Origin of the sequence: Bacillus sp. CR71, from assembly GCF_003429245.1 — a bacterium.
Lineage (GTDB): Bacteria > Bacillota > Bacilli > Bacillales > Bacillaceae_G > Bacillus_A > Bacillus_A thuringiensis_S.
Window position 1 is genome coordinate 5,852,514 of sequence record NZ_CP031748.1, and the last position, 24,222, is coordinate 5,876,735.

The window sequence follows — 24,222 nt, forward strand, 5'->3', positions numbered from 1 at the left end:
AGGAATATTGTTTTATCCCCCTATTTTAGAACGCAATGAAATCCCTAAGTCAATTATACCTAAGATTGTCACAAGAGGAAACAGCATCGGAATAAACATGCATGCAATAAAACTAATAATAGGAATCCCTTTAGTAAAACCTTTTCTATACGCTAAAAAGGCGATAAATGTCAGACCTTGCAGTACAAGCAATAGTGTAAATATGACATTTAGGTTAGAAAATACCATATGTAAATATGATGTTGGTTCTACTTTTATAAAAGTTGCTAACAAAATAAATATAACGTAATACCAAACAATACTCTTTGGTAATTGTATATCTTTAAATTTAGGCCAAGGTATAATGTCATGTTTTAACTTTTTCAAAACACTACCTGATATTATCACTGTAATCCAAGAAAAACATACTGAAACTAGAACAAGTATACTTGGAAATAACGATTGTAATATATCATTCATTTGTGTAAGTAACTCTTTTTGTTCCTTACTAATCGGCATACCTGTAGCACTTACTATCTTTTCACTTTGCACCATACTTTCACTAAACATACTTTGCATTTGCTTCATTATATCTATGTTGAAAAACTTTATACTCGCAACATAAATAAGTACAAAACCAATTAAGTATGCAAGCGTCCCCGCTATTAAGATTTCTACTGACTTTTTTCTTGTTTTATACATATATCCTAAAACAATCCCTATCAATCCAAACATAATTGTCTTCACTAAATTCATAGGTTGACTCACAATAATAGTAACAAAAAGTGATGCTACAAAAATCATGAGCACATTAGATAGTTTATGTCTTATCGTTAATAGTATAAATGGTAACGGCAAAGCAAAAGTTACAACAGTACCCAAAATCGGAACATACATAGATATAAGCAATAAAATTGCATATATAGCTAATAACGCTGCACCTTCTGTAATAAACTTTGTTTGTTTCACATTTTAACCTCTCTTTCAAAAAGAAAAGCATAGCAAAATGCACAGTAGAGTCCGACTCTACTGTGCATTTCATACGCTATTATTCACCAACATATGGTAAAAGTGCCATTTGACGAGCACGTTTAATTGCAACTGTAAGTTTGCGTTGGTATTTTGCGCTTGTCCCTGTTACACGACGAGGTAAAATTTTACCACGCTCAGAAACGAAACGTTTTAATAAATCAACATCTTTATAGTCAATGCGAGTGATGCCGTTAGCTGTGAAGAAACACACCTTACGACGTTTCGCACGTCCACCTTTGCGTCCTGCCATGTCTATTTCCCTCCATTCTTTGTTAAAACTAACAAATTTACTGTATTAGAACGGTAAATCGTCGTCGGAAATGTCGATCGGTTGACCTACATTTGAAAATGGATCGTCATTCTTCGTAAATCCAGAGTTCCCTTGATTACCTTGGTTACCTGAATTACTAGATTGACCAAATGGGTTAGAGCTTTGGTTACCGAAACCAGCTCCTGATGGTTGCTGATTGAATGAACCACGTTGCTCCCCACCGCCATTACGCGGCTCTAAAAATTGTACGCTTTCCGCAAGAACTTCTGTTACATACACACGTTTACCGTCTTGTCCATCGTAATTACGAGTTTGAAGACGTCCATCTACGCCTGCTAAGCTTCCTTTTTTCAAATAATTTGCTACGTTTTCTGCTTGTTTACGCCATATTACACAATTAATAAAGTCAGCTTCACGCTCACCTTGTTGATTCGCAAATGCGCGATTCACAGCTAACGTAAAAGTAGCTACTGCAACACCATTGGGCGTGTAACGTAAGTCAGGGTCCTTAGTTAAACGACCAACGAGGATAACACGATTCATCAATCGAACCACTCTCCCTTATATATCAATTATTTTTCTTCTTCTTTAACAACGATATGACGAAGGATATCTTCGTTGATCTTAGCTAAACGGTCGAATTCGTTAATCGCTTCTGCGTTAGAGTTCACGTTTAAGATCATGTAGAAACCTTCACGTAAGTCGTTGATTTCGTAAGCTAAACGACGCTTACCCCACTCTTTCGTGTTAATGATTTCTGCACCATTGTTTGTTAAAACACCTGCAAAACGTTCAACTAAAGCTTTTTGAGCTTCTTCTTCAACGCCAGGACGAATGATGTACATAATTTCGTACTTTCTCATTACACTTTCACCTCCTTTTGGTCTAAACGGCCCATAATGGGCAAGGAGCAATTAATTTATAGTAATTACTCACGAGTTTAGATTATATCATAGTAAGTTATATGAATCAACTCACCAATACATAAAAAACTTGGCAAACATATAATATATTCGCCAAGCTCATATCTTTATTTTTCCTAGGAAATATTAAATTAAACGTTAAAACGGAAGTGCATAACATCTCCATCTTTTACGATATACTCTTTTCCTTCTAAACGTACTTTTCCAGCTTCTTTTGCAGCTGTCATAGAACCGTTTGTCATTAAGTCATCGTAAGAAACTGTTTCTGCACGAATAAATCCACGCTCAAAGTCTGTATGAATAACACCAGCACATTGTGGTGCCTTCATACCTTGTTTAAATGTCCAAGCACGTACTTCTTGAACGCCAGCTGTAAAGTAAGTAGCAAGTCCTAATAGGTCATATGCTGCACGAATTAATTGATCTAAACCAGACTCTTCAATACCTAGTTCTTCAAGGAATACTTTTTTCTCTTCCTCGTCTAATTCAGCGATTTCTGATTCGATTTTTGCACATACAACGATTACTTGAGAATTTTCATTTTCTGCAAATTCTTTTACCATTTGTACGTATTTATTTTCCGAAGGATCGATAATATCGTCTTCACTTACGTTCGCTACGTATAACATTTCTTTTGTTGTAAGTAAATGAAGGCCTTTAACAATCTTCATCTGCTCTTCTGTAAATTCAACAGTACGAGCCGGTTTCCCCTCTTCAAAAGCCTCTTTTAAACGAACTAAAATTTCATGCTCATATACAGCTTCTTTATCTTTTTGTCTTGCTAATTTCGCAACACGCTCGATACGCTTATCAACAGACTCTAAGTCCGCTAAAATTAGCTCTAAGTTGATTGTTTCGATATCATCAATTGGATCTACTTTCCCTGAAACGTGCGTAATATTTTCGTCTTCAAAACAACGAACAACTTGGCAAATTGCATCTACTTGACGAATGTGAGATAAGAATTTATTTCCTAAACCTTCACCTTTACTAGCACCTTTTACGATACCTGCAATATCAGTAAACTCAAATACAGTCGGAACAGTCTTTTTCGGTTCTACTAATTCCGTTAATTTATTTAAACGCTCATCTGGTACTTCTACAATCCCTACGTTTGGATCAATTGTACAGAATGGATAGTTCGCAGATTCTGCTCCTGCTTGTGTAATTGCATTAAATAAAGTGGACTTCCCTACGTTAGGTAATCCAACAATCCCAGCCGTTAATCCCATATTTTTCACTCCTATGTCTCAATCTTTCATCATTATAGATAGTAACGAAAAAAATGACAAGTTTCCGCCAAACGAAAAAAAGTAACAGTTACCTACTGTAACTGTTACTCTCTCTCTATTCTTCGTGCTTCACAAGTATTTTTTTCACCTTACGATCAAACTCTCTTCGAGTAATCATTACTGAATGGTCACATCCCTCGCACTTAATGCGGATATCCATTCCCATACGAATAATTTTCCAACGATTCTCGCCACATGGATGTGCTTTCTTCATTTCCACAACATCGTACAAGTTATATTCCTTTTGCTCCACTCTTCAAACTCCTCCTCTCCATACTAAATTGCTTTTCCACTAACCAATTCTTCACGATTATATAAAACCATACGTGGATATGGAATTTCAATTCCATGTAAATCAAGACGATTTTTAATCTCTTTACGAAGTGCCCTTGCAATAACTGCATGTTGCATCGGCTCTACTTCAGCAATAACGCGTAATATAACTTCTGATGCAGCTAACGTTTGCACACCTAATAATTGAGGTGTTGTTACCATTTTTTCGTACTTTGAAGGTAACTCTACTAATAAATCTTCAATAACCTGCTCTGCTTTCGCAATATCAGCCTCATATGAAATAGATACATCAACAAATGCTACACTATTACTAACTGAGTAGTTAGTAACTTGAATAATACTTCCGTTTGGTAAAGTATGAATTTCACCTGTCCAACTCTTTACTTTCGTTGTACGAAGTCCAATTTCTAAAACGACTCCTTCAAATTGACCGATTTTAACATAATCGCCAACTGAAAACTGATCTTCTAGCAAAATAAATAAACCTGTAATAACGTCCTTCACTAAACTTTGAGCACCAAATCCGACTGCTAAACCAATTACCCCGGCACCCGCTAATAAACCTGATGCATTAATATTAAACACACCTAAAATCGCAATCAGCATAATAAACATAACAACGTACGCTACAATATTTTCAAGTAATTTCGCTACTGTAACTGTACGACGTTCTGAAATTTGAATTGGAGAACGACTCCCCATACGAAACGCATTTCGTACAACCGCTCTTGCAATTCGCACAACAACTGCACCGATTATTAAAATAATACATATTTTTAATGTCGCAACTCCAATATGAGCCCAACGATCAGCATCTAATAAATACTGTTTCGTAGAATTAAACCACTTCGTTAATAAATCCATGTACCTCTACCTCTCTAGCTAAAATTTCTTTTTAGTTATCCTTATTATTGTATCAGAAGTCCTCTAATTGCTGAAAAAATTTTATGATTTTAATCCTATTTTACCCCCGCCATTCAGGTATAAAATGGAACGAATATATATATACTAGTACTATTATTTCCGTTTTCATTCACATTTTGCAAAAATTACGCACTTATAGATTTCCATTTTTCTCACCATATAACATATATTGAAAATTTATTAAAAGGATGGGTGCTTCATGAATATTGGAAGTTTTCGCTTACCATTTTTTGAGAAAGAAACTCAAAACGTTATGCACCAGGATCTAGAAGCCTCTGAGATAATCAGTAATTTCTTACTTACCCACATTCCTATTAAAACTAATATACCACTCATTCTCGTTTGTATCGGAACAGATCGTTCTACAGGTGACGCACTCGGCCCGTTAGTTGGTACAAAACTTGAACAAATAGACATCAAAAACCTCCAAGTATTCGGTACACTAGATGAGCCAGTACATGCGCTAAATTTAGAAGAAAAAATTCAAAATATACAGAAAGAATATCCTGCTGCATTTATAATTGCTGTTGATGCATGTTTAGGAAAGTCTCAAAATATCGGGTCAATCACTACTGGAAAGGGCCCTAGTAAGCCTGGAGCTGCTATGAATAAGAAATTACCTGCAGTTGGTGATCTGCATATACACGGTATCGTCAATCTAAATGGGTTTATGGAGTTTTTCGTTCTTCAAAATACAAGATTAAGTTTAGTTATGAAAATGGCCGATGTAATCGCACAAAGTATAAAAGAGACGGATCAAAAATTATCCGCACTAAAAAAAGCAAACCATCTATAAATAATAAGATGGTTTGCTCTTTATTTTTTTTGTGATAATAGTTCTAAAATACGATTCAAATCTTCTTTATTAAAAAATTCAATTTCGATTTTACCTTTTTCTTTTTTCGTCTCTTTAATTTTCACATCTGTGCCAAACTTTTCTCTTAAGAACGTTTCACGTTCTACGAAAAATATATTTCGCTCTTTTTTCACTTTTTTTGTTTCACGTGAAACGTGTTGATTAATCTCTTGGACGATTTTCTCTAATTGACGAACATTTAATCCTTCTTTTTCAATGCGTTTCAATAAGGACTTCAATTGTTCTTCATCTTTTATCGTAAGTAAAGTTCTCCCATGAGCCATTGAAAGTTGACCATTTGCAATCATATCTTGGACGAACGAAGGGAGGCTTAATAACCGAGTATAATTTGCAATGTAAGGTCTGCTTTTGCCAAGACGTTTCGCTAATTGTTCTTGCGTTACATTTAGCTCATTCATTAACATCTGGTATGCCATTGCCTCTTCCATAGGATTTAAATCTTCTCGTTGTAAGTTTTCTAACAAAGCAAATTCCATCATTTGCTGTTCAGTTAATTGTCTTACAACCGCAGGTACCTTTTCTAAACCAGCCTCTTTTGCAGCACGAAATCGTCTTTCACCTGCAACGATTTCATATCCTTTAATACTCTTCCTAGCAATTAATGGTTGTAGAATACCGTGTTCCTTAATCGAAATTGCTAATTCCTGAATAGCCTCTTTATTAAAGTGTTTACGCGGTTGATATGGATTTGGCCTTAATTCAGTTACAAGAATCTCCTGAATTGTTTCCTCTTCTTTCACATCTAAATCAGGAAAAAACACATTAATTCCTCTTCCTAATCCCTTAGCCACCTGCAATCACTTCCTCTGCTAAATCTATATATACTTCTGCTCCTCTTGATTTAGCGTCATACTGCATAATAGGTTTCCCATGACTTGGAGCCTCACTCAAGCGTACATTACGCGGAATAATCGAGCGATATACTTTATCCCTAAAATACTTTTTCACTTCATCTATAACTTGGATCCCTAAATTTGTACGGGCATCCAACATCGTTAACAATACACCTTGAATTGCTAAATTTTTATTTAAATGTTTTTGTACAAGTCGAACTGTATTTAATAGCTGACTTAACCCTTCTAGTGCGTAATATTCACACTGTACAGGAATAATAACAGAATCTGCTGCTGTTAATGCATTAATTGTTAATAACCCTAAAGATGGGGGACAGTCGATAATAATATAATCATATTCATCACGAACTGGCTGTAATGCTCTTTGTAAACGTACTTCCCGGGAAATAGTCGGTACCAATTCAATTTCAGCACCAGCCAATTGAATTGTAGCGGGTAGAACATCTAAGTTTTCCGTTGCGGTTTTCTGTATAACCCCTTGAACATCTGCATCTTCCACAAGAACGTTGTAAATACATTGATCTAATTCAGATTTTTCAATTCCCACACCAGTCGTTGCATTTCCTTGAGCATCAATATCTACAAGAAGGACTTTTTTACCTACTTGCGCCAATCCAGCCCCTAAATTAACAGATGTTGTGGTTTTTCCAACACCGCCTTTTTGATTAGCAATAGCAATGATTTTTCCCATGATGTCACCTACTTTCAACCTTTCTATCTTATTCTAATAACAATTACGTTTATTGTAACATGAAATAAAACTTTTTCTTTTACGTCCTTTATTAAACTTCAAAATTTATTTCTAAACTCCTTCTTCATTTAACAAGAAAATATAGTAAAAGAGACCTCTCCAATAGGATAAGGTCTCTAACACGTCGTTATTATTTTTTCTTTGGAATTTTAATTGTAATTTGATAGTACTCATCAAATTCTTCTTCCTCAGAATTAACATTCAAACCACTTTCAGTAACCATTTGTAAAGATTGTCTAATTGTATTCATAGCAATCCTCGTATCTCGACTTACTGCTTTTTGCTTTGCCTTACGCTTCGGTTTTGCTTCCTCTAGTAACTTCGCAATTCGTTCTTCTGTTTGCTTTACATTCAGTTGTTTCTCCACAATTTCCTGTAAAACCTTCAGTTGTAATTCCTCATTTTTTAAAGGAATGAGAGCGCGGGCGTGACGTTCTGTAATGCTTTTTTCTAATAATGCACTTTTTATTTCTTCAGGCAACTTTAACAATCGCAACTTATTTGCGATTGTAGATTGTCCTTTTCCAAGTCGTTGTGCCAATGCTTCTTGTGTTAAATTATGTAACTCAATCAGCTTTTGATATGCCACAGCTTCCTCGATTGCCGTTAGTTCCTCACGTTGCAAGTTTTCAATTAAAGCTACAGAAGCTGTCTCTGTATCATTTAAGTTCTTTATAATTGCAGGAACCTTTTCCCAACCTAACTTTGTTGCCGCACGAAAGCGTCTTTCTCCAGCGATAATCTCGTACTTATCATCCTCATATTGCCTTACAACAATCGGTTGAATAAGTCCATGTGTACGAATCGTTAATGCTAGCTCATCAATACGTGCATCATCAAAAACTGTTCTTGGTTGATAACGGTTAGGGGTAATATTTACTATCGGAATTTCTTGTATTTCTTCATATACCTTTTTATCTATTTCTTCATGGCTTTCGTCTTGTAATTCGAATTCGCTCTCTTTATCTCCAAAGCCAAATAAACGAGAAAACGTATTTTTCATACATATTCCACCACCTTTTAGGCCTATTGACTATTCTCCATAAAATGTTTCCTATGAAACATTTACGTTTTCATTTATATAATTTAATCTTACGTCTAATAAGATTTATTTTTCAATAGGTAATTTATTGGGCGTTCCCGGTTTGCGTGGATATTTCTTTGGTGTCTTGCGCTTTTTCTCGATTAATAAAATATTACGTTCACTCTCTTCAAACGGTAATTGGAACGTAGACATCTCTTTTAACTCTCCGCCTAGCACCTCTAAAGCATACTTACCATTTTCGATTTCTTCATTTGCTGCTGCACCTTTCATTGCAATGAATGTTCCTCCAACTTTTACAAGTGGTAAACATAGCTCACTTAATACAGAAAGACGTGCAACTGCACGTGCCATTACAATATCGTATGATTCACGTACACCTTCTTTTTTCCCAAATGTTTCAGCACGATCATGACAAAATGCAACATCACTTAATTCTAACTTTTGTGCTAAGTGATTTAAGAAATTAATACGTTTTTGCAATGAATCTACAATTGTTACTTTTAAGTGCGGGAAACAGATTTTTAAAGGAATACTTGGGAATCCAGCCCCTGCACCAACATCACAAATTGAGAACGGTTTTGAAAAATCATAATAAAAAGCAGCTGTAATAGAATCAAAAAAGTGTTTTAAGTATACTTCTTCTTTTTCTGTAATAGCCGTTAAGTTCATTTTCTCATTCCACTCTACTAATGTTTCAAAGTAGATTTTGAACTGCTCTAACTGTCTAGAAGAGAGGGTGATCCCCTTCTCTTCTAGCATAGATTGAAATTGTTCTATGTTCATCTAGCAATATCTCCTTACTATTTATTGGTTCGATACGCGCGCAATTTTTCCTTGTTCTATATAAACAAGTAAAATGGAAATATCCGCTGGATTTACGCCAGAAATACGTGAAGCCTGCCCCATTGAAAGTGGACGAACATCTTTCAATTTCTGTCTAGCTTCTGAGGCAAGGCTAGAAATCGCATCATAATCAATATCTACAGGTATTTTTTTACTCTCCATTTTCTTCATACGCTCTACTTGCTGTAAAGATTTTTCAATGTATCCTTCGTACTTAATCTGAATTTCAACTTGTTCTGTAACTTCATCACTTAATTCTACTTCACTTGGTACTAAAAGATGAATATGCTCATATGTCATCTCTGGACGACGTAATAAGTCACTCGCACGTATTCCATCTTTCAATTCACTTCCGCCAATATTGCGAATTAATTCTTGAACCTCAGGACGTGGTTTAATAATAATGCTGCTTAAACGTTCCTTTTCCTGTTCAATTTGTAGTTTTTTATTTGTAAATCGCTCATAGCGCTCTTCTTTAATTAATCCAATTTCACGACCAACTTCAGTTAAACGAAGATCAGCATTATCATGGCGTAATAATAGACGGTATTCTGCACGAGATGTTAATAAACGATATGGTTCATTTGTACCTTTCGTAACAAGATCATCAATTAAGACACCAATATAAGCATCCTCACGACCTAAAACAACTTCTTTTTTACCTAAAGAACGGCATGCTGCATTAATCCCAGCCATAAGCCCTTGTCCTGCCGCCTCTTCGTAACCAGAAGTTCCATTAATTTGTCCTGCTGTATATAAATTTTTAATCTTTTTCGTTTCAAGTGTTGGCCATAGTTGTGTTGGCACAATTGCATCATATTCAATTGCATAACCTGTGCGCATCATTTCAACATTTTCTAGGCCTGGAATTGTTCTAAGCATGTCACGTTGTACATCTTCTGGTAGGCTTGTGGATAAACCTTGCACATATACTTCTTGTGTATTACGCCCTTCTGGCTCTAAGAAAATTTGATGACGTGGTTTATCATTAAATCTTACTACTTTGTCTTCAATAGAAGGACAGTATCTAGGGCCTGTTCCTTTAATCATACCAGAATACATAGCTGAACGATGTAAATTTTCATCTATTAAACGGTGTGTTTCTGTACTTGTATATGTCAACCAACATGGAATTTGATCCATAATAAATTTCGTTGTTTCAAAAGAGAACGAACGTGGCTTATCATCACCCGGTTGAATTTCTGTTTTACTGTAGTCAATTGTATTACTGTTTACACGCGGAGGTGTCCCTGTTTTAAATCTAACAAGATCAAACCCAAGTTCCTCTAAATGCTCAGATAATGTAATAGACGGTTGCTGATTATTTGGACCGCTTGAATATTTTAAGTCGCCCATGATAATCTCGCCACGTAAAAATGTCCCAGTCGTAATTACAACGGTTTTTGCTGTATATTCTGCACCAGCTTGTGTAACTACCCCTTTACACATACCATCTTCAACGATTAAACGCTCTACCATTCCTTGGAATAACGTTAAGTTTGGTGTTTCTTCAATTGTTTTCTTCAATTCATGTTGGTAAGAGAATTTATCAGCTTGCGCTCGAAGTGCACGTACAGCTGGCCCCTTACCTGTATTTAGCATACGCATTTGAATATGAGTTTTATCAATATTACGTCCCATTTCTCCGCCTAATGCATCAATTTCACGAACAACAATCCCTTTTGCTGGTCCACCAACAGAAGGGTTACATGGCATGAAAGCTACCATATCTAAGTTAATTGTTAACATTAATGTTTTTGAGCCCATTCGTGCTGCCGCAAGACCAGCTTCACATCCTGCATGACCTGCACCGATTACTATGACATCGTATGAACCGGCATTGTATCCCATTGTTTATTCCTCCTAATAATCTCTATCTTTCTAAAACATCACTATATTATTTTCCTAAACAAAATTGAGAGAACAACTGGTCAATTAGGCTTTCATGGACTGTGTCACCAGTAATTTCACCAAGTATTTCCCACGTTCTTGTTAAATCAATTTGCACCATATCAATTGGTACACCATTTTCTATTGCCTCAATTGCATCACCGATTGTTTGTCCCGCTTGTGTTAATAATCCAATATGTCTCGCATTAGAAACATATGTCATATCTGCAGAATCGATTGTTCCTTCAAAGAATAAATCAGCTATTGCCTTTTCGAGTTCATCTATTCCTTGTTCCTCAATTAAGGATGTTGTAATAACACGATTTCCCGCAGCTAACTCTGTAACACGTTCCATATCAATCGCTTGCGGTAAATCAGTCTTATTCACAATAACAATAAAGTCTTTTCCTTGTACCGCATGGAATAGATCTTCATCCTCATTTGTTAAAGCCTCGCTATAGTTGACAACAACTAATACTAAATCTGCTTGGCTCATCATTTCTTTTGATCGCTCCACACCAATTCGTTCAACAACATCTTCTGTCTCACGAATACCGGCTGTATCTATAAGTTTAAGAGGTACACCACGCACATTAACGTACTCTTCAATAACATCACGAGTTGTTCCTGCAATATCAGTTACAATTGCTTTTTTCTCCTGAACAAGACTATTTAATAACGATGATTTCCCAACATTAGGTCTACCGATAATTGCTGTAGCAATACCTTCACGTAAAATTTTCCCTTGTTTTGATGTTTCTAATATTTTTTCGATTTCCGAACGAACATGCGTCGCTTTCTCAATTAAAATATTATGTGTCATCTCTTCTACATCATCGTATTCTGGATAATCTATATTTACCTCAACATGAGCTAATGTTTCTAATATTTCTTGACGTAGGCGACCAATTAATTTAGATAATCGCCCTTCCATTTGATTAATTGCTACATTCATCGCACGATCTGTTTTTGCTCGAATCAAATCCATAACAGCTTCTGCTTGTGATAAATCGATACGTCCATTTAAAAAAGCACGTTTTGTAAATTCGCCCGGTTCTGCCAATCGTACTCCTTGCGCTAGAATAAGTTGCAATACTTTATTTACTGAAACAAGTCCGCCATGACAGTTAATTTCCACTATATTTTCACGTGTAAAAGTCCTTGGTGCGCGCATAATAGACACCATAACTTCTTCAATAACTTGATTTGTATCTAAATCAACGATATGACCATAATGAATAGTGTGAGAAGGAACCTCTGTTAAATCCTTCCCTTTAAAAATACGGTCAACTTTCTCAACCGCATCATCCCCACTTACTCGAACAATGGCAATTGCACCCTCTCCAAGCGCTGTGGAAATCGCAGCAATTGTATCAAATTCCATGTCCTTTCACCTCACTTGCTTATTTATCTCTATTTCAACATGATTATTTCTTTCACTAAATTATTAGGATACCATAACGAACCTATCTACAAAAGAAGAATAACTCATTTTATTATATCCCCATGTAAAAAACACTAAACTTATTCACAGTGGATAAGTTTAGTGTTTTTTAGTTATCCACATCTATTTTTCGCTCAAAAAAACCGGCACTCATTTGAGCAACCGGTCATTTAGGAGATATTACAACATGCCGATGTGGTTCATTTCCTTCAGAAGTTGTTTTGATACCTTGATGATTTGATAATGCCTGATGAATAATTTTTCGTTCAAAAGATGGCATCGGTTCTAAAATAACTCTTTTTTTCGTATTAGATACTTGTTTCGCTAATCGATAAGAAAGTGATTCTAGCGTACTTTTTCTTTTACTACGATAATTTTCAGCATCTAGTGTAATACCTATATACTGCTTCGTGTTACGATTCGCAACAAGTTTTGTTAAATACTGTAAAGAGTTTAGTGTATTACCTCTTTTTCCAATTAAAACTCCTACATCATCACCAGAAATTGTAAATTCGATCTCGCGTCCTTTTACAACTTTACTAATTTCAACTTCCACACCCATATTGTGAATAACATTTCTTAAATATTCTTCACATTCCTGAATTGGATCTTTCTTCAATACAACTTCTACTACTGCAGGACGATTCCCAAATAAACCTAAGAATCCTCTTTTACCCTCATCGACAATATTTATATCTACTCGATCTTTTGATGTATTTAATTGCCTTAAAGCATCCTCTACTGCCAGCTCGACTGTTTGTCCTTTAGCAGTAATTATACTCACTTGCTTGAGCCTCCAGCTTTGCTAGCCTTAATCTCTGGCCCTTTGATAAAGTACATTTGAGCAATACCAAAGATATTACCAACAACCCAGTAAAGTGATAATGCAGCTGGGAAGTTAATTGCAAAGATTAAAATCATAATCGGCATAAGCCAAAGCATCATTGCCATTTGCGGATTTTGACCAGCTGTTCCTGCCATTGCAAGCTTTTGCTGAATAAATGTCGTAATTGCTGCAACAACCGGTAAGATATAGAACGGATCTGCCTGTCCTAAATCAAACCATAAAAATGTATGTTCACTAATTGCTGTTGTTCTCATAATCGCATGATAAAACGCGAATAAAATAGGCATCTGAACAAATATCGGTAAACATCCTGCCAATGGATTTACACCATTCTTTTGATATAACTGCATCATTTCTTGTTGTAGTTTTTGCTGTGTTGCTTGATCTTTAGAACTATATTTCTCTTTTAACTTCACCATTTCTGGTTGTAACGCTTGCATTGCTTTTGTACTCTTTGTTTGTTTAATCATTAATGGTAATAATGCAAAACGAATGATAAGAGTTGTAATAACAATTGCTAAACCGTAATTACTGTTAAATAAGTCGGCAAAATACGTGATTAACTGAGAAAGCGGATATACGAAATATTCATTCCAAATCCCAGTACTTTTCGATGTAATCGGCTGACCCGTTTCACTACAACCGGTGGCAATCGCCATTAATGCAACGACCATGGCTAGTAAACCTAATTTCTTTTTCAAAGCCTACTCCTCCTTGTATCGGTATGTATATAGTGTAATTCATTTCCTTACGCTACTTTTTTATTCTTTTCATACCAGAGCGTTTAAAGACATGAATTAAGCTTTTCTTTACTTCTTCATATGTCATCTCTGCACAAGGCTTCCTTGCTATTATAACAAAATCTTTTCCAGAATCTATCTCATCTTTTAACTCTGTAATAGCTTGACGGACCATGCGCTTAATTCGATTACGAACTACTGCATTTCCTATTTTCTTGCTAACAGAAAGGCCGATGCGAAAGTTTGGCTGTTCTTCTTTATCTAATTGGTATACAACAAACTGACGATTCGCATTTGATTTTCCTTTTTGAAAAACCGCCTGGAATTCATCATTCTTCTTTATACGATGTTTTTTCTTCATATCAATTGACACTCCTGTATTTCATCAGCGGAAATTCACTATTATTAGAAAAAAAGACCACTGAACGATCAGTGGTCTACGCAGATAATACTTTTCTTCCTTTACGACGACGAGCTGCTAGCACTTTACGTCCGTTCGCTGTGCTCATACGGCTGCGGAAACCATGTACTTTGCTGCGCTTACGTTTATTTGGTTGGTAAGTTCTTTTCATTATATGACACCTCCCTGAGGAATATCTGTTAAAGACAGTCCTATAAATTATAGTTAATCAACTAGGAAAATGTCAATGGTTCTAGAAATTTTCATTAAATATTCATTTTGAACCTATTCACATACTTTTTCACAGCATCTATATTTCCTTGTGGATAAATGTTTTTTCACGTTTTTTATATCCACAAACTTTTTTCCCACTTTTACACAGTATATCGTGTTGTGGACAAGTTTATTCCACAAGGTATTGATTTTGTGGATAACTTTCTTAAATTCATTGCTATAGCCACTTTTTTTTGATATTATAGTTGTGTTTTCACTTTGAATAAGTTTTCCACATCTTTATCTTATCCACAATTTGTGTATAACATGTGGACAGTTTTAATCACATGTGGGTAAACAGTTGTCCACATTTGGTTTTTTTGTCGAAAACCCTATCTCATATACAAACGACGTTTTTAGGTTTTAAAATACGTTTCGTATAAATATACATTTTATATTTATTAGGTTGTACATTTGTTGCGCAGCCTTATTCTTTTACCATCTTAGTAAAGGAGGGACACCTTTGGAAAATATCTCTGATTTATGGAATAGTGCCTTAAAAGAATTAGAAAAAAAGGTAAGCAAGCCTAGTTATGAGACATGGTTAAAATCAACAACGGCTCATAACTTGAAGAAAGACGTATTAACGATTACAGCTCCAAATGAATTTGCTCGTGACTGGCTAGAATCTCATTACTCAGAACTAATTTCAGAAACACTATACGATTTAACAGGGGCAAAATTAGCAATTCGCTTTATTATTCCCCAAAGTCAAGCGGAAGAGGACATTGATCTTCCTCCAGTTAAGCGGAATCCAGCACAAGATGATTCAGCTCATTTACCACAGAGCATGTTAAATCCAAAATATACATTTGATACATTTGTTATCGGCTCTGGTAACCGTTTTGCCCATGCAGCTTCATTAGCTGTAGCCGAGGCGCCAGCTAAAGCGTATAATCCACTCTTTATTTACGGGGGAGTTGGGCTTGGAAAGACGCATTTAATGCACGCGATTGGCCATTATGTAATTGAACATAATCCAAATGCAAAAGTTGTATATTTATCATCAGAAAAATTCACGAATGAATTTATTAACTCTATTCGTGATAATAAAGCTGTTGATTTTCGTAATAAATATCGCAATGTAGATGTTTTATTGATAGATGATATTCAATTTCTTGCTGGAAAAGAACAAACTCAAGAAGAGTTTTTCCATACATTTAATGCATTACACGAAGAAAGTAAACAAATTGTAATTTCTAGTGATCGACCACCAAAAGAAATTCCAACTTTAGAAGATCGTCTTCGTTCTCGCTTTGAATGGGGACTTATTACAGATATTACGCCGCCAGATTTAGAGACACGAATTGCAATTTTACGCAAAAAAGCAAAAGCTGAAGGGCTTGATATACCAAATGAAGTTATGCTTTATATCGCAAATCAAATTGATTCAAATATTCGCGAATTAGAAGGTGCACTTATCCGAGTTGTAGCTTATTCATCTTTAATTAATAAAGATATTAATGCTGATTTAGCAGCTGAAGCACTTAAAGATATTATTCCAAATTCTAAGCCGAAAATTATCTCTATTTATGATATTCAAAAAGCTGTCGGAGACGTTTATCAAGTAAAATTAGAAGATTTTAAAGCGAAAAAACGTACAAAATCAGTTGCGTTTCCTCGCCAAATTGCAATGTATTTATCACGCGAACTTACGGATTCCTCTTTACCAAAAATAGGTGAAGAATTTGGTGGACGTGATCATACAACAGTTATCCATGCCCATGAAAAAATTTCTAAACTACTAAAAACCGATACGCAATTACAAAAGCAAGTTGAAGAAATTAATGGTATTTTAAAGTAGTAGCTGAATAGTGTGAATAACTTACCTTGTTTTACGCACAGTCTATCCACATGTAGATAGACTGTTTTTACATCCTTCAAAGGGGTTATCCACATATCCACAAGCCCTATTACTATTACTACTATTTTTTATCTTTATTAATTAAATAAAATCTTATACTTACCGGAGGTTTTTCTTTATGCGTTTTACAATACAAAAAGACTATCTTGTAAGAGGTGTACAAGATGTAATGAAGGCAGTTTCTTCTCGTACAACAATCCCCATCCTTACGGGAATTAAAGTTGTAGCTACTGAAGAAGGGGTTACATTAACAGGAAGCGATGCTGATATTTCTATTGAATCGTTTATTCCAGTCGAAGAAGATGGAAAAGAAATCGTAGAAATAGCTCAATCAGGAAGCATTGTTTTACAAGCAAAATATTTTAGTGAGATTGTAAAAAAACTACCTAAGGATACTGTCGAAATTTCTGTGGAAAATCATTTTATGACAAAAATAAAATCTGGAAAATCAGAGTTTAACTTAAATGGTTTAGATTCTGCAGAATATCCGTTATTACCACAGATTGAAGAACATCATGTATTTAAGATACCAACAGATTTACTTAAGCATATGATTAGACAAACTGTATTTGCAGTTTCTACTTCTGAAACAAGACCAATCTTGACAGGTGTAAACTGGAAGGTATATAACAGCGAGTTAACTTGTATTGCAACAGATAGTCATAGACTGGCACTTCGAAAAGCGAAAATCGAAGGACATAATATTGCAGATGAATTTCAAGCTAATGTTGTTATTCCAGGTAAGAGCTTAAACGAATTAAGTAAAATTCTGGATGAGTCTGAAGAGATGGTAGATATTGTAATAACTGAGTATCAAGTATTATTCCGTACAAAGCATTTATTATTCTTCTCAAGATTGTTAGAAGGAAATTATCCAGATACGACACGTTTAATTCCAGCAGAGAGTAAAACGGATATTTTTGTAAATACAAAAGAATTCCTACAAGCAATTGATCGTGCTTCACTATTAGCGAGAGATGGCCGCAATAACGTTGTCAAATTATCAACTTTAGAGCAAGAAATGCTAGAGATTTCCTCGAATTCACCAGAAATTGGAAAAGTTGTCGAAGAAGTACAATGTGAAAAAGTAGATGGAGAAGAGTTAAAAATATCTTTTAGTGCAAAATATATGATGGATGCATTGAAAGCTCTAGATAGTACAGAGATTAAAGTTAGCTTTACTGGGGCGATGAGACCGTTCTTAATTCGTACAGTAAATGATGATTCAATTATTCAATTAATTTTACCGGTTCGTACTTACTAGGTAAGGAATAAGGGTTGCTAGTTTAAAGATGCTAGTGGCCCTTATTTGATTTTTGGGTATTACTTTCCTAATGTTAGTTTATTTAGTACAATGAAAGAATGAACACTTTCAGAAAGTGAGCGATTTTATGAAACATATTAAAATTTCAACAGAGTATATTACACTAGGACAATTTTTAAAGTTAGCTGATGTAATTGATACAGGTGGCGCTGTAAAATGGTTTTTACAAGAATATGAAGTGTACGTGAACAACGAACTTGAAAATAGAAGAGGTCGCAAACTATATGCGAATGATGTTATTGAAATTCCAGGAAGCGGAACTTTCCAAGTTCAGGCATAAAGGGGGAGCCCTTTGTTTATTTCAGAAATACAATTAAAAAACTATCGCAATTATGAAAAATTAGAGCTTTCCTTTGAAGATAAGGTAAATGTAATTATCGGCGAAAATGCACAAGGGAAAACAAACTTGATGGAAGCTATTTATGTTTTAGCGATGGCGAAATCTCATAGAACCTCTAATGATCGCGAACTTATCCGCTGGGATGAAGAGTTTGGTCAAATAAAAGGGAAATTACAAAAAAGAAACAGTTCTTTGTCTTTGGAATTAAATATTTCGAAAAAAGGTAAAAAGGCAAAATTAAATCAACTTGAACAACAAAAGTTAAGTCAATATATTGGCGTGATGAACGTTGTCATGTTTGCCCCAGAAGATTTAAATCTTGTAAAAGGAAGCCCTCAAGTAAGAAGACGCTTTTTAGATATGGAATTAGGACAAATAGCTCCTATATATTTGTATGAATTAAGTCAATATCAAAAGGTGCTCACGCAACGAAATCACTTGTTGAAAAAAATGCAAGGGAATAGTAAGAATGAGGAAACGATGTTGGATGTATTTACACTTCAACTAATTGAGCATGGTGCGAAAATACTGCAAAAACGTTTTGAATTTTTGCATTTGCTACAGGAATGGGCAGCTCCAATTCATCGCGGTATAAGCCGTGGATTAGAAGAGTTAGAAATTGTCTATAAACCAAGTGTAGATGTATCAGAATCAATGGATTTGTCGAAAATAAAAGAAGTATACTATGAAAGTTTTCAATCTGTGAAACAACGTGAAATTTTCCGTGGTACGACTTTAATTGGTCCTCATCGTGATGATTTACAATTCTTCGTTAATAGTAAAAATGTTCAAGTCTTTGGTTCGCAAGGGCAACAACGAACGACCGCACTATCCCTAAAATTAGCTGAAATTGAATTAATTTATTCAGAGGTTAAAGAATATCCAATCCTTTTGCTGGATGATGTTTTATCAGAATTAGACGATTATCGTCAATCACATCTGTTAAATACAATTCAAGGAAAGGTGCAAACATTTGTTACAACGACGAGTGTCGACGGAATTGAACACGAAACATTAAAAGATGCGAAAACAATTCATGTAACGAACGGCACGGTAGATTGTGAAATAGATAGGGCATAAACCCCTGTTTAAATGGAAAAGTAGGTGATCTTTGTGTCAATGGAACAAAAACAAATGCAAGAAAATGCATATGATGAAAGTCAGATACAGGTACTTGAAGGACTAGAGGCAGTTCGGAAACGTCCGGGTATGTATATTGGATCTACGAGTGGAAAGGGACTTCACCACCTTGTATGGGAGATTGTCGATAATAGTATCGATGAAGCGTTAGCAGGATATTGTGATGAAATTAACGTTAGTATCGAAGAAGATAATAGTATTCTTGTAACGGATAATGGACGTGGTATTCCAGTTGGTATACAAGAAAAAATGGGACGTCCTGCAGTAGAGGTTATTATGACTGTCCTCCACGCTGGTGGTAAATTTGGCGGTGGCGGTTACAAAGTTTCTGGTGGTTTGCACGGTGTTGGTGCATCTGTTGTAAATGCCTTATCAACAGAATTAGAAGTATTTGTACATCGTGATGGTAAAATCCATTACCAAAAATACGAAAGAGGTATTCCGGTTGCAGATTTAAAAGTCATCGGTGATACAGATAAGACTGGAACAATAACTCGCTTTAAACCGGATCCAGAAATTTTTAAAGAGACGACAGAATATGAATTCGATACGCTAGCGACTCGTATGCGTGAGTTGGCGTTTTTAAATCGTAATATTAAATTAACAATTGAAGATAAACGTGAACATAAGCAAAAGAAAGAGTTCCACTATGAAGGTGGAATTAAATCATATGTTGAACATTTAAATCGTTCAAAACAACCAATTCATGAAGAGCCTGTATATGTAGAAGGTTCAAAAGATGGTATTCAAGTTGAAGTTGCGCTTCAATATAACGAAGGATATACAAATCATATTTACTCATTTACAAATAATATTCATACGTATGAAGGTGGTACACATGAGGTAGGATTTAAAACTGCCTTAACACGTGTGATTAACGATTATGGTCGTAAAAATAACATTTTAAAAGATGCGGATAGTAATTTGACTGGTGAAGATGTTCGTGAAGGTTTAACAGCAATTGTGTCAATTAAACATCCAAATCCACAATTTGAAGGGCAAACGAAGACGAAACTTGGAAATAGTGAAGCGAGGACGATTACGGAGTCAGTATTCTCTGAGGCTTTTGAAAAATTCTTACTGGAAAATCCCAATGTTGCACGTAAGATTGTAGATAAAGGAACGATGGCAGCACGTGCGCGTGTAGCAGCTAAAAAAGCTCGTGAGCTAACTCGCCGAAAGAGTGCTTTAGAAGTTTCAAGTTTACCAGGGAAATTGGCAGATTGTTCTTCTAAAGATCCAGCAATTAGTGAAATTTATATCGTAGAGGGTGACTCTGCGGGTGGATCTGCAAAACAAGGACGCGATCGTCATTTTCAAGCAATTTTACCGCTGAAGGGTAAAATTATTAATGTTGAAAAGGCACGCTTAGATAAGATTTTATCAAATGATGAAGTTCGTACAATTATTACGGCGATTGGTACAAATATTGGTGGGGACTTCGATATCGAAAAAGCACGCTATCATAAAGTTATTATTATGACCGATGCCGATGTTGATGGTGCGCATATTCGTACCCTATTATTAACGTTCTTCTATCGTTATATGCGTCAAATAATTGAGTGTGGATATATATATATCGCACAGCCACCGTTGTTTAAGGTGCAACAAGGTAAAAAAATTCAATATGCTTATAATGATAAAGAACTTGAAAAAATATTAGCTGAGTTACCAGCCCAGCCGAAACCAGGAATTCAACGTTATAAAGGTCTTGGAGAGATGAATCCAACTCAGCTATGGGAGACGACAATGGATCCAGAAGTACGTTCGTTACTTCAAGTTTCTCTTCAAGATGCAATAGAAGCAGATGAAACATTTGAAATTTTAATGGGTGATAAAGTGGAACCACGTCGTAACTTTATCCAAGAGAATGCAAAATACGTGAAAAACCTTGATATTTAAATGAGTAATGACAGGAATCTAAGTATTCCTGTCTTCTACATATAAATCAATGTATGTATAACGGAAACGTAAGAGGAGGTGCTCGTTGATGTCAGACAATCAACAACAAGCACGAATTCGAGAAATTAATATTAGTCATGAAATGCGTACCTCATTTTTAGATTACGCAATGAGTGTTATCGTATCTCGTGCATTACCAGATGTTCGTGATGGATTAAAACCTGTGCATCGTAGGGTTTTATATGCGATGAATGATTTAGGAATTACAGCTGATAAAGCGTATAAGAAATCAGCACGTATTGTCGGTGAAGTAATCGGGAAGTATCACCCTCATGGTGATTCAGCCGTTTATGAAACAATGGTACGTATGGCGCAAGATTTCAGTCAACGTTATATGCTTGTAGATGGGCATGGTAACTTCGGTTCTGTAGATGGAGATTCAGCAGCGGCAATGCGTTATACAGAGGCAAGAATGTCTAAGATTTCTATGGAATTAATACGTGATATTTCAAAAAATACAATTGATTATCAAGATAACTACGATGGTTCGGAAAGAGAGCCGATTGTATTACCAGCGCGTTTTCCTAATTTATTAGTAAACGGTACGACAGGTATTGCAGTTGGTATGGCAACAAATATTCCGCCGCATCAACTTGGCGAAGTAATTGATGGTGTGTTGGCATTAAGTCATAACCCGGATATTACTATAGCGGAGTTAATGGAATATATTCCTGGACCAGACTTCCCGACATCAGGTTTAATCTTAGGTCGAAGTGGCATCCGTAGAGCTTATGAAACAGGGCGCGGTTCTATTATGCTTCGTGCCAAAGTTGAAATTGAAGAGAAATCAAATGGTAAACAATCTATTATCGTAACGGAACTACCTTATCAAGTTAATAAGGCACGATTAATTGAAAAAATCGCAGAATTAGTTCGCGATAAGAAAATTGAAGGTATTACAGATTTACGTGATGAATCAGACCGAAATGGTATGCGTATTGTCATGGAAGTACGTCGTGACGCCAATGCAAACGTACTATTAAACAATCTATATAAACATACAGCACTTCAGACAAGTTTCGGTATTAATATGTTGTCTCTTGTAAATGGAGAGCCTCAAGTACTAAATTTAAAACAAAACTTATATCATTATTTGGAGCACCAGAAGGTAGTAATCCGTAGACGTACTGCGTATGAATTAGAAAAAGCAGAGGCACGTGCTCATATTTTAGAAGGATTACGAATTGCTTTAGATCATCTTGATGAAGTTATTACGTTAATTCGTAGTTCAAAAACGGCTGATATTGCAAAGCAAGGCTTAATGGAACGTTTCGGTTTAAGTGAGAAACAAGCGCAAGCGATTTTAGATATGCGTCTGCAACGTTTAACTGGATTAGAACGTGAAAAAATCGAGCAAGAATATCAAGATTTAATGAATTTAATTGCTGAATTAAAAGCGATTTTAGCAGATGAAGAGAAAGTTCTTGAGATTATTCGTGAAGAATTAACAGAAGTAAAAGAGCGTTTCAATGATAAGAGACGAACAGAAATTACAATTGGCGGTATGGAATTTATTGAAGATGAAGATTTAATTCCTGAGCAAAATATTGCAATTACGTTAACTCATAACGGTTATATTAAGAGGTTACCAGCTTCTACGTACAAAACACAGAACCGTGGGGGACGTGGTGTACAAGGAATGGGTACGAATGATGATGACTTTGTTGAACACTTATTAACAACGTCTACTCATGATCATATTTTATTCTTTACAAACAAGGGTAAAGTATACCGTACGAAAGGATATGAAATCCCAGAGTATAGTCGTACTGCAAAAGGGCTACCAATTATTAACCTATTAGGGGTAGATAAGGGTGAGTGGATCAATGCCATTATTCCAATTCGTGAATTTGGTGACGACCAGTTCTTATTCTTTACAACGAAACAAGGTATTTCTAAGAGAACGCCACTTTCATCATTTGCAAATATACGTACGAACGGTTTAATTGCAATTTCGCTTCGTGAAGAAGATGAAGTGATTTCTGTACGTTTAACATCTGGCGATAAAGATATTATCGTAGGGACAAGCAACGGTATGTTAATTCGCTTCAATGAACAAGATGTACGTTCTATGGGCCGTAATGCAGCTGGTGTAAAAGCTATTACATTAGGCGAAGAGGACCAAGTAGTAGGTATGGAAATTGTTGAAGAAGATACGAATGTCTTAATTGTAACGAAAAACGGGTATGGTAAGCGTACTCCAGTTGAAGAGTATCGACTACAAAGCCGTGGTGGTAAAGGTCTTAAAACTTGTAACATTACAGATAAAAACGGTAAGTTAGTAGCGGTTAAGTCTGTAACAGGTGAAGAAGACATCATGCTAATTACAGCCGCAGGCGTTATTATTCGTATGCCGGTTGATCAAATCTCTCAAATGGGACGTAATACACAAGGTGTTCGTCTAATTCGTTTAGAGGATGAGCAAGAGGTAGCGACAGTAGCAAAAGCACAGAAAGATGAAGAAGAAGAATCTAATGAAGAGGTTTCTTCTGAAGAATAAGAGGGTGGATTTTCCCCCCCTCTTATTTTTTTATAATAATACTTGCATAGTGATAGCAAAATCTATATAATAGGCAGAGTCAGCAAATGAGAGATACAAATTATCTTGAAAAACTTGTTGACGAAAATAATATACTATGATATATTATAAAAGTCGCTGAAACGCGATATTGAACTTTGAAAACTAAACGAAACAAACAACGTGAAACGTCAATTTTTATTTTTAGATGCTAGACAAACTAACTTTATTGGAGAGTTTGATCCTGGCTCAGGATGAACGCTGGCGGCGTGCCTAATACATGCAAGTCGAGCGAATGGATTAAGAGCTTGCTCTTATGAAGTTAGCGGCGGACGGGTGAGTAACACGTGGGTAACCTGCCCATAAGACTGGGATAACTCCGGGAAACCGGGGCT

24 protein-coding genes are annotated in these 24,222 nt (G+C 35.6%); 7 read left to right on the forward strand and 17 right to left on the reverse strand.

Annotation, left to right across the window (positions count from 1 at the left end):
- Positions 1-12 precede the first annotated feature (12 nt).
- The 7 genes from DOS87_RS29580 to DOS87_RS29610 all read right to left on the reverse strand — a co-directional run bounded on the left by DOS87_RS29580 (position 13) and on the right by DOS87_RS29610 (position 4,655).
- Positions 13-948 carry a YybS family protein gene (locus DOS87_RS29580; RefSeq protein WP_000814842.1) on the reverse strand — a complete coding sequence of 312 codons (936 nt, stop codon included), beginning with the start codon at positions 946-948 and terminating at the stop codon, positions 13-15.
- A 79-nt stretch (positions 949-1,027) separates the two neighbouring features.
- Positions 1,028-1,261 (reverse strand): 30S ribosomal protein S18, encoded by a 234-nt coding sequence (gene rpsR / locus DOS87_RS29585; protein ID WP_000918873.1) that lies wholly within the window; start codon positions 1,259-1,261, stop codon positions 1,028-1,030.
- A gap of 45 nt (positions 1,262-1,306) precedes the next feature.
- Complete coding sequence (gene ssb, locus DOS87_RS29590) at positions 1,307-1,828, reverse strand: single-stranded DNA-binding protein (protein WP_000981963.1); 522 nt, start codon at positions 1,826-1,828, stop codon at positions 1,307-1,309.
- A gap of 26 nt (positions 1,829-1,854) precedes the next feature.
- The gene (gene rpsF / locus DOS87_RS29595) at positions 1,855-2,145 is read right to left on the reverse strand and encodes a 30S ribosomal protein S6 (RefSeq protein ID WP_001233781.1); all 291 of its coding nucleotides are present in this window, start codon (positions 2,143-2,145) and stop codon (positions 1,855-1,857) included.
- Between the two features lie 191 nt (positions 2,146-2,336).
- Positions 2,337-3,437 (reverse strand): redox-regulated ATPase YchF, encoded by a 1,101-nt coding sequence (ychF, locus tag DOS87_RS29600; RefSeq protein ID WP_000524658.1) that lies wholly within the window; start codon positions 3,435-3,437, stop codon positions 2,337-2,339.
- A 115-nt stretch (positions 3,438-3,552) separates the two neighbouring features.
- A complete protein-coding gene (locus tag DOS87_RS29605; RefSeq protein WP_000435486.1) occupies positions 3,553-3,750 on the reverse strand; it encodes a DUF951 domain-containing protein in 198 nt (65 codons plus the stop codon).
- Positions 3,751-3,773: 23 nt separating this feature from the next.
- Entirely contained in the window at positions 3,774-4,655 is an 882-nt protein-coding gene (locus tag DOS87_RS29610) for a mechanosensitive ion channel family protein (RefSeq protein WP_098577932.1), read from the reverse strand.
- A 259-nt stretch (positions 4,656-4,914) separates the two neighbouring features.
- Here DOS87_RS29610 and yyaC point away from each other — a divergent pair, with 259 nt between their 5' ends.
- The gene (gene yyaC, locus DOS87_RS29615) at positions 4,915-5,511 is read left to right on the forward strand and encodes a spore protease YyaC (RefSeq protein WP_001020711.1); all 597 of its coding nucleotides are present in this window, start codon (positions 4,915-4,917) and stop codon (positions 5,509-5,511) included.
- Between the two features lie 20 nt (positions 5,512-5,531).
- Here the strand turns inward: yyaC and spo0J are convergent, their stop codons facing one another.
- The 10 genes from spo0J to rpmH form a co-directional block, all read right to left on the reverse strand.
- Positions 5,532-6,383 carry a stage 0 sporulation protein Spo0J gene (spo0J, locus tag DOS87_RS29620; RefSeq protein ID WP_001051833.1) on the reverse strand — a complete coding sequence of 284 codons (852 nt, stop codon included), beginning with the start codon at positions 6,381-6,383 and terminating at the stop codon, positions 5,532-5,534.
- Positions 6,376-7,137: a sporulation initiation inhibitor protein Soj gene (gene soj / locus DOS87_RS29625; protein ID WP_000516114.1), complete on the reverse strand. Its 762-nt coding sequence runs from the start codon at positions 7,135-7,137 to the stop codon at positions 6,376-6,378. The genes spo0J and soj overlap by 8 nt, the downstream gene beginning before the upstream one ends.
- A gap of 190 nt (positions 7,138-7,327) precedes the next feature.
- Complete coding sequence (gene noc / locus DOS87_RS29630; protein ID WP_000799016.1) at positions 7,328-8,200, reverse strand: nucleoid occlusion protein; 873 nt, start codon at positions 8,198-8,200, stop codon at positions 7,328-7,330.
- 105 nt (positions 8,201-8,305) lie between these two features.
- A complete protein-coding gene (gene rsmG, locus DOS87_RS29635) occupies positions 8,306-9,025 on the reverse strand; it encodes a 16S rRNA (guanine(527)-N(7))-methyltransferase RsmG (RefSeq protein WP_001019628.1) in 720 nt (239 codons plus the stop codon).
- Between the two features lie 21 nt (positions 9,026-9,046).
- Positions 9,047-10,936: a tRNA uridine-5-carboxymethylaminomethyl(34) synthesis enzyme MnmG gene (gene mnmG / locus DOS87_RS29640; protein ID WP_000541045.1), complete on the reverse strand. Its 1,890-nt coding sequence runs from the start codon at positions 10,934-10,936 to the stop codon at positions 9,047-9,049.
- Positions 10,937-10,982: 46 nt separating this feature from the next.
- The gene (gene mnmE, locus DOS87_RS29645) at positions 10,983-12,359 is read right to left on the reverse strand and encodes a tRNA uridine-5-carboxymethylaminomethyl(34) synthesis GTPase MnmE (protein ID WP_000393760.1); all 1,377 of its coding nucleotides are present in this window, start codon (positions 12,357-12,359) and stop codon (positions 10,983-10,985) included.
- Positions 12,360-12,585: 226 nt separating this feature from the next.
- The gene (gene jag, locus DOS87_RS29650; protein WP_000022797.1) at positions 12,586-13,203 is read right to left on the reverse strand and encodes an RNA-binding cell elongation regulator Jag/EloR; all 618 of its coding nucleotides are present in this window, start codon (positions 13,201-13,203) and stop codon (positions 12,586-12,588) included.
- Positions 13,200-13,967 (reverse strand): YidC family membrane integrase SpoIIIJ, encoded by a 768-nt coding sequence (gene spoIIIJ / locus DOS87_RS29655; RefSeq protein WP_000727741.1) that lies wholly within the window; start codon positions 13,965-13,967, stop codon positions 13,200-13,202. The genes jag and spoIIIJ overlap by 4 nt, the downstream gene beginning before the upstream one ends.
- Before the next feature lie 52 nt (positions 13,968-14,019).
- The gene (rnpA, locus tag DOS87_RS29660; RefSeq protein WP_000726621.1) at positions 14,020-14,367 is read right to left on the reverse strand and encodes a ribonuclease P protein component; all 348 of its coding nucleotides are present in this window, start codon (positions 14,365-14,367) and stop codon (positions 14,020-14,022) included.
- Positions 14,368-14,443: 76 nt separating this feature from the next.
- A complete protein-coding gene (rpmH, locus tag DOS87_RS29665) occupies positions 14,444-14,578 on the reverse strand; it encodes a 50S ribosomal protein L34 (RefSeq protein WP_000831901.1) in 135 nt (44 codons plus the stop codon).
- A gap of 564 nt (positions 14,579-15,142) precedes the next feature.
- Between rpmH and dnaA the strand changes: the two genes are divergently transcribed.
- The 6 genes from dnaA (at position 15,143) to gyrA (ending at position 23,809) form a co-directional block, all read left to right on the forward strand.
- The gene (dnaA, locus tag DOS87_RS29670; protein WP_000428018.1) at positions 15,143-16,483 is read left to right on the forward strand and encodes a chromosomal replication initiator protein DnaA; all 1,341 of its coding nucleotides are present in this window, start codon (positions 15,143-15,145) and stop codon (positions 16,481-16,483) included.
- Between the two features lie 178 nt (positions 16,484-16,661).
- Positions 16,662-17,807 (forward strand): DNA polymerase III subunit beta, encoded by a 1,146-nt coding sequence (gene dnaN / locus DOS87_RS29675; protein ID WP_001212884.1) that lies wholly within the window; start codon positions 16,662-16,664, stop codon positions 17,805-17,807.
- 127 nt (positions 17,808-17,934) lie between these two features.
- On the forward strand, positions 17,935-18,147 hold the full coding sequence (gene yaaA, locus DOS87_RS29680; RefSeq protein WP_000680510.1) for a S4 domain-containing protein YaaA: 213 nt from the start codon (positions 17,935-17,937) through the stop codon (positions 18,145-18,147).
- A gap of 12 nt (positions 18,148-18,159) precedes the next feature.
- Positions 18,160-19,287, forward strand: a complete 1,128-nt coding sequence (recF, locus tag DOS87_RS29685; RefSeq protein WP_000470754.1) for a DNA replication/repair protein RecF — start codon at positions 18,160-18,162, stop codon at positions 19,285-19,287.
- A gap of 39 nt (positions 19,288-19,326) precedes the next feature.
- Positions 19,327-21,249 (forward strand): DNA topoisomerase (ATP-hydrolyzing) subunit B, encoded by a 1,923-nt coding sequence (gene gyrB / locus DOS87_RS29690; protein ID WP_000435979.1) that lies wholly within the window; start codon positions 19,327-19,329, stop codon positions 21,247-21,249.
- 88 nt (positions 21,250-21,337) lie between these two features.
- Positions 21,338-23,809, forward strand: a complete 2,472-nt coding sequence (gyrA, locus tag DOS87_RS29695; protein WP_001282868.1) for a DNA gyrase subunit A — start codon at positions 21,338-21,340, stop codon at positions 23,807-23,809.
- The last annotated feature ends 413 nt before the right edge of the window (positions 23,810-24,222 follow it).